Raw genomic sequence first — 5,531 nt, 5'->3', positions numbered from 1 at the left:
GTTTAAGCTGTATGTTCGGTAGGAAGAAACTCCTGTAGTTCAAAGGTTAAGAAAGAAAAATGGAGAATTAATCAAACGCTTGTTTAAGATATATGTTTGGTGAAGAATCTAAAAAATTTATATATTTATTTTTTTCTTAACAAATGGCGGAAAAATAAGAAAAATTCGCAGGATTATTAAAAATTATCACGAAATAAGTAAAAGTTTAGCGAATAATGGTTTGAAATAATAAAACGTTTTCTATATGATAAAGGTAAAGGTTAGTAAAAAAGTAGGTGAATTTATGACAGTAACATTTTATTCATATCCAAAGTGTGGCACATGTCAAAAGGCAAAGAAATGGTTTGAGGCAAACGATGTAGCATATGAGATGATTCATATTGTTGAAAATCCACCATCAAAAGAAGATTTACGTAATTTACATGAAAAAAGTGAATTAACATTAAAAAAATTCTTTAATACAAGTGGAATGCGTTACCGTGAACTGGGTCTAAAAGATAAGTTGAAAGATGCAAGCGAAGACGAAATGTATGAGCTTTTAGCATCTGATGGCATGTTGATTAAACGTCCAATTGTAACAGATGGAACGAATGTAACACTTGGTTTTAACGAAGAGCAGTTTGAAAGTGTGTGGAAAAAGTACCAATAAGGTATTTTTACATAATTAATACATTCACTGGAGGTACAGTCATGAGCATTCCAAATAATTTACGTTACTCTGAAGAACACGAATGGGTAAAAACTGAAGGTAATGAAGTTGTTATCGGTATCACTCACTTTGCACAAGGTGAGCTAGGCGATATCGTATTCGTTGAACTTCCTGAAGTAGGTGCAACAATCGAAGCTGACGAGCCATTCGGAAGCGTAGAATCTGTTAAAACAGTTTCTGAGTTATACGCACCTGTAAGCGGTAAAGTTGTAGCAGTAAACGAAGAATTAAGTGACCAACCAGAACTTGTTAACGAATCTCCATACGAGGGTGCATGGATGGTTAAAGTTGAACTTTCTGATGCAAGCCAAGTTGAGAAGTTATTAACTGCAGAAAAATATGCAGAAATGACAAACCAAGACTAATTATAGTCGACTAAAGGACAGCCTTTGTGCTGTCCTTTTTTATTTTGTGTGAAATAATGAAATTCAAGTTATATGTAAATAAATAAGCTATTATGAGAAAAACTGTTTTGTGGTAAGGTTTCATAAGTCTTCACAATCTGAATGAGCCGCTTCCGCTTTTCATTGTCCACCTCCTAGCCCTTCATGTCTAAGAACCTTCCGTACGAGAAGACAAAAAGCGTCTTCTGTACGAAAGAACCTTAGCCAACAGGGCTAAACAGTCGGTTCCGCTTTTCTTTATGATCCAGCTCTAGCGGCTAGATTGTTCGGTGGCTTCGCTTCTTCCTGCAAGGCAAACGCCTTTACGTCAGAAGCTCCATCCCCCCTCACAATCTGAATGAGCCGCTTCCGCTTTTCTTTGTGATCCAGCTCCAGCGGCTAGAACAGTCGGTCATTTCACTCCTTCACTTGAGGCAAAAAGCGCCTCTAGTTCAGGAGTTCCAATGTCCTCTTGTTCTGAGCAAGCCGCTTCCGCTTTTCTTTTGCAAAAATAAACAGGAAACAACATGAAAATAACGAATATACTATATACTAAGTTCAAGGTTATATAGTATATGGTGATCGGGTGATGACATATGATTTATGTAGAAAAAGTCATTATTGTAGAAGGTACATCAGATAGAAGAAAGATTGAATCTATTATTCGTGAACCGGTGGAAATTGTTTGTACAAATGGTACAATTGGTTTGTCGAAAATGGATGAGCTCGTTGATCAGTTTTTTGATAAGGAAGTGTATGTGCTAGTGGATGCTGATGATGCTGGAGAAAAGTTAAGGAAACAATTTCGAAAAGAATTTCCGCAAGCCGAGCATATCTATATTGATCGCTCGTACCGAGAAGTGGCAACTGCGCCATCTACACACTTAGCAAATGTATTATGGGGAGCCGACATTGACGTTTATACAGAATATTTACGGTAAGGAATGATAGAAGTGATTGATTGGACAGGAGCCGAAGCTACAGCCCTAATAGAGAACGAAGAAAAAACAGTATTATATGTATATACTCCAATGTGTGGAACATGCCAATTAGCAAAAAAGATGTTAACAGTCGTTGAGATGACAATTGAAGGCCTCAAAATTGGGATGTTAGATTTAAATTATGCTCCGTATTTAGCGAAAGAGTATGGGATTGAAAGTGTACCTTGTTTACTTGTTTTTGAAAATGGGACACTGATGAAGAAGATATACGCATTTCATTCGGTTGAATATTTATATACGGAATTAAAGTAGGCGGCAAAATTTTTGCCGCCTCGACATATTTCTTGGGAAATATGTCGAGATGCAGGGTGGATACAGTATTTGTCGAGCGAAAATAACAGGATTGCTCTTTAGTGAGAGGGAATGGTATGTAATAGAAAGTGATATGAAGGATGTGATTTAGGGTGAGATTATATTCTTTGCTTCAATCATTTGTAAATTACGCTAATGGTCAATATCATTTAGAACCGCTTTTAAGGAAAGAGGAAAAAACTGTTAATTTTCGCTTTGGAGATGAAAGTTGTTCGTTACAAATTTCAAGAGATTATATAGAGCTGGTACATGAGGAAAGAGGAACGGAACAAATCATTTGCTTAGATGAAAAGGATATAGAACAATTGGTGAATGGAAATGTACGATTGCAAATGTTAATGAACGATGGACGTGTACAATATTCAGGAACGTACCGAACGATGTTATTAGTGGAATCGATGTTTCACATATGTAAACCGATGTCAGTAGGGGCTTAAAATTCTGAAGGTTCATTTTTTACGAAAATTTTTGTTGACATGGTGTGTGGATATTGATACAATTCAAGTCATAAAATATAGACAATTTAATAAATTACAAATCAGACGAAAATGTAATCTGATTTCTCTTATCAAGAGAGGTGGAGGGACTGTGCCCTGTGAAGCCCGGCAACCGTCAACTTATGTTGAAATGGTGCCAATTCCTGCAAAGCAAATGCTTTGAGAGATGAGAGAGAGGGATAATGTTGTTATATACGCATATAAACCTTTCTGCTTCTCTAAAGCGGAAAGGTTTTTTTATTATTTGAATGTGGAGGACATTCAAATAATAAAAGTAGTGATAACGGTGGACTACACGCATTAAACATAAAAAATTGCGGAGTCGATCTAAAATCTTTATGAAATCTAGCTCCAGCGGCTAGAACAGTCGGTCGTTTCATCCCTTCCTATGAGGCCAAAAGCGCCTCTACATCAGGGATTCGGGCGTCCTCTTGTTCTAAACGAGCCGCTTGCGCTTTTTATTTAAAAAAGGGGTGAACATCATGATTCTATTAGAGAACGTAAAGAAAATATATAAGGCGAAAAGCGGTGATGTCACTGCTGTAGATAACGCCAATTTAAAAATAGAAAAAGGTGAAATATTTGGTGTTATTGGATATAGCGGCGCTGGGAAAAGTTCTTTAATCAGATTGTTTAATCAGTTAGAGAAACCGACTTCTGGTCAAATTACAATTGCGAATCGTGTTATATCAGCAATTACAGGAAGTGAACTTCGTAAGGCAAGGCAAGAAATCGGAATGATTTTTCAGCACTTCAACTTACTTTGGTCACGAACTGTACGTGAAAATATTGAGTTTCCACTTGAAATTGCAGGTGTTGATAAAGCGAAGAGAAGAAAACGTGTTGATGAATTAATTCATCTTGTTGGATTAGAAGGAAGAGGAGACGCGTACCCATCTCAGCTGAGTGGAGGCCAAAAGCAACGCGTCGGGATTGCAAGAGCATTAGCTAACAATCCACAAGTGCTTTTATGTGATGAAGCAACGTCAGCTCTTGATCCAGAAACGACAGATCAAATTTTAGATTTACTATTAGACATTAATAAGCGTCTTGGTTTAACAATTGTACTCATTACACATGAAATGCACGTGATTCGAAAGATATGTAACCGAGTAGCGGTAATGGAGAGAGGAAAGATTGTAGAAACAGGTCCAGTACTTGATGTATTCCGTAATCCGAAGCAAGATATTACGAAACGATTTGTACAGCAGTTAACAGATTCTGAAGATACAAATGAAACAATTGAAAGTTTAATTGAAAAATATCCAGATGGAAAAGTAATTCGTTTGCAGTTTATCGGTGAGGCTGTAGAAAGACCAGTGCTTCAACGATTAATGCAACGCAGTGATATAGAAGTTAGCATTTTGCAAGGAAATATTGCACAAACGAATAACGGTTCTTACGGTAGTTTAGTTGTTCATTTAAATGGTGAGGAAACAGCGATCCAGCAAGCAATAGAAGGAATTCATCAAGATCAAGTAGAGCTGGAGGTGATTGCACATGGATAAGTTACTCGCAAATGTTGATTGGAATCAAATGTTAGAAGCAACTGGTGAAACGTTATATATGACGGCAATCGCAGCTCTTGCGACATTTGTTTTAGGACTAATTTTAGGATTGTTACTCTTCATGACAGCGAAAGATAATTTATGGGAAAACAAATCAATTAATACGGTGATTGGAGCATTCGTAAATATATTCCGCTCTATACCGTTCATCATTTTAATTATTTTATTAATCCCATTCACAAAGATTCTTCTTGGAACAATTCTTGGAGCAAGTGCAGCTTTGCCGGCTTTAATTATTGGAGCGGCACCATTCTATGCGAGAATGGTTGAAATTGCACTTCGCGAAATTGATAAAGGTGTAATTGAAGCTTCAAAAGCAATGGGAGCAAAAACAAGCACAATTATTTTGAAAGTGTTAATTCCAGAATCATTACCAGCATTAGTATCTGGTATTACGGTTACGACAATTGCTTTAGTAGGCTATACAGCAATGGCGGGAGTTGTTGGTGCTGGTGGCCTTGGAACACTTGCTTACTTAGAAGGATTCCAGAGAGGGAATAACGATGTAACAATCGTTGCGACAATTTGTGTATTACTAGTTGTATTTTTAATCCAGTGGATTGGTGATAGTTTAACGACTCGAATAGATAAACGATAATAAAAACGGGAGGATATTTTAAATGAAAAAATTATTACTTACGGCACTTATTTCAACTTCAATTTTTGGGTTAGCTGCTTGTGGCGGGAAAGATAAAGATGAAAAGAAACTTGTTGTTGGTGCTTCTAACGTACCGCATGCTGAAATTTTAGAAAAAGCAAAACCGTTACTTGAGAAAAAAGGAATTGAATTAGAAGTGAAAAAATTCCAAGATTACGTGTTGCCAAATAAATCGTTAGCGGATAAGGATTTAGATGCAAACTACTTCCAGCACATTCCGTATTTAGAAAAAGAAATTAAAGATAAAAAATATGATTTTGAAATAGCAGGGAAAATTCATATTGAACCAATTGGTGTATACTCTCAAAAATATAAGAGCTTAAAAGAACTTCCAGACGGGGCGACAATTATTATGAGTAATTCCGTTACTGACCATGGACGTGGTTTAGCAATTTTACAAAAA

8 protein-coding genes and 1 riboswitch are annotated in these 5,531 nt (G+C 36.6%); all 8 genes read left to right on the top strand.

The annotated features are described in order from the left end of the window. The first annotated feature begins 283 nt into the window (after positions 1-283). Entirely contained in the window at positions 284-649 is a 366-nt protein-coding gene (locus tag HMPREF2590_RS21630) for an arsenate reductase family protein (protein ID WP_050822164.1), read from the top strand. A gap of 41 nt (positions 650-690) precedes the next feature. After that, positions 691-1,074 (top strand): glycine cleavage system protein GcvH, encoded by a 384-nt coding sequence (gene gcvH, locus HMPREF2590_RS21625; RefSeq protein ID WP_000026896.1) that lies wholly within the window; start codon positions 691-693, stop codon positions 1,072-1,074. Between the two features lie 614 nt (positions 1,075-1,688). Then, the gene (locus HMPREF2590_RS21620) at positions 1,689-2,033 is read left to right on the top strand and encodes a toprim domain-containing protein (protein WP_000640870.1); all 345 of its coding nucleotides are present in this window, start codon (positions 1,689-1,691) and stop codon (positions 2,031-2,033) included. A gap of 3 nt (positions 2,034-2,036) precedes the next feature. Then, on the top strand, positions 2,037-2,345 hold the full coding sequence (locus HMPREF2590_RS21615; RefSeq protein WP_002062684.1) for a thioredoxin family protein: 309 nt from the start codon (positions 2,037-2,039) through the stop codon (positions 2,343-2,345). Between the two features lie 152 nt (positions 2,346-2,497). Next, entirely contained in the window at positions 2,498-2,842 is a 345-nt protein-coding gene (locus HMPREF2590_RS21610) for a hypothetical protein (protein ID WP_001242137.1), read from the top strand. A gap of 125 nt (positions 2,843-2,967) precedes the next feature. Continuing rightward, positions 2,968-3,075, top strand: a riboswitch (SAM riboswitch). 309 nt (positions 3,076-3,384) lie between these two features. Next, a complete protein-coding gene (locus HMPREF2590_RS21605; RefSeq protein WP_000601780.1) occupies positions 3,385-4,410 on the top strand; it encodes a methionine ABC transporter ATP-binding protein in 1,026 nt (341 codons plus the stop codon). Beyond that, on the top strand, positions 4,403-5,068 hold the full coding sequence (locus HMPREF2590_RS21600; protein ID WP_000359401.1) for a methionine ABC transporter permease: 666 nt from the start codon (positions 4,403-4,405) through the stop codon (positions 5,066-5,068). The genes HMPREF2590_RS21605 and HMPREF2590_RS21600 overlap by 8 nt, the downstream gene beginning before the upstream one ends. Before the next feature lie 22 nt (positions 5,069-5,090). Beyond that, on the top strand, positions 5,091-5,531 hold a 441-nt coding region (locus tag HMPREF2590_RS21595; RefSeq protein ID WP_256325172.1), incomplete at its 3' end, for a MetQ/NlpA family ABC transporter substrate-binding protein.

This window comes from Bacillus sp. HMSC036E02 (genome assembly GCF_001836235.1).
In the GTDB taxonomy this organism is placed as follows: Bacteria; Bacillota; Bacilli; order Bacillales; family Bacillaceae_G; genus Bacillus_A; species Bacillus_A cereus.
Note: the sequence above shows the minus strand (reverse complement) of the source record. Positions and strands in the feature narration are given on the sequence as shown.

Bases quoted from the DNA above. Each gene is read 5' to 3' on its own strand.
- HMPREF2590_RS21630 (WP_050822164.1), top strand. From the start codon at position 284: ATGACAGTAACATTTTATTCATATCCAAAGTGTGGCACATGTCAAAAG.
- gcvH (WP_000026896.1), top strand. From the start codon at position 691: ATGAGCATTCCAAATAATTTACGTTACTCTGAAGAACACGAATGGGTA.
- HMPREF2590_RS21620 (WP_000640870.1), top strand. From the start codon at position 1,689: ATGATTTATGTAGAAAAAGTCATTATTGTAGAAGGTACATCAGATAGA.
- HMPREF2590_RS21615 (WP_002062684.1), top strand. From the start codon at position 2,037: ATGATAGAAGTGATTGATTGGACAGGAGCCGAAGCTACAGCCCTAATA.
- HMPREF2590_RS21605 (WP_000601780.1), top strand. From the start codon at position 3,385: ATGATTCTATTAGAGAACGTAAAGAAAATATATAAGGCGAAAAGCGGT.
- HMPREF2590_RS21600 (WP_000359401.1), top strand. From the start codon at position 4,403: ATGGATAAGTTACTCGCAAATGTTGATTGGAATCAAATGTTAGAAGCA.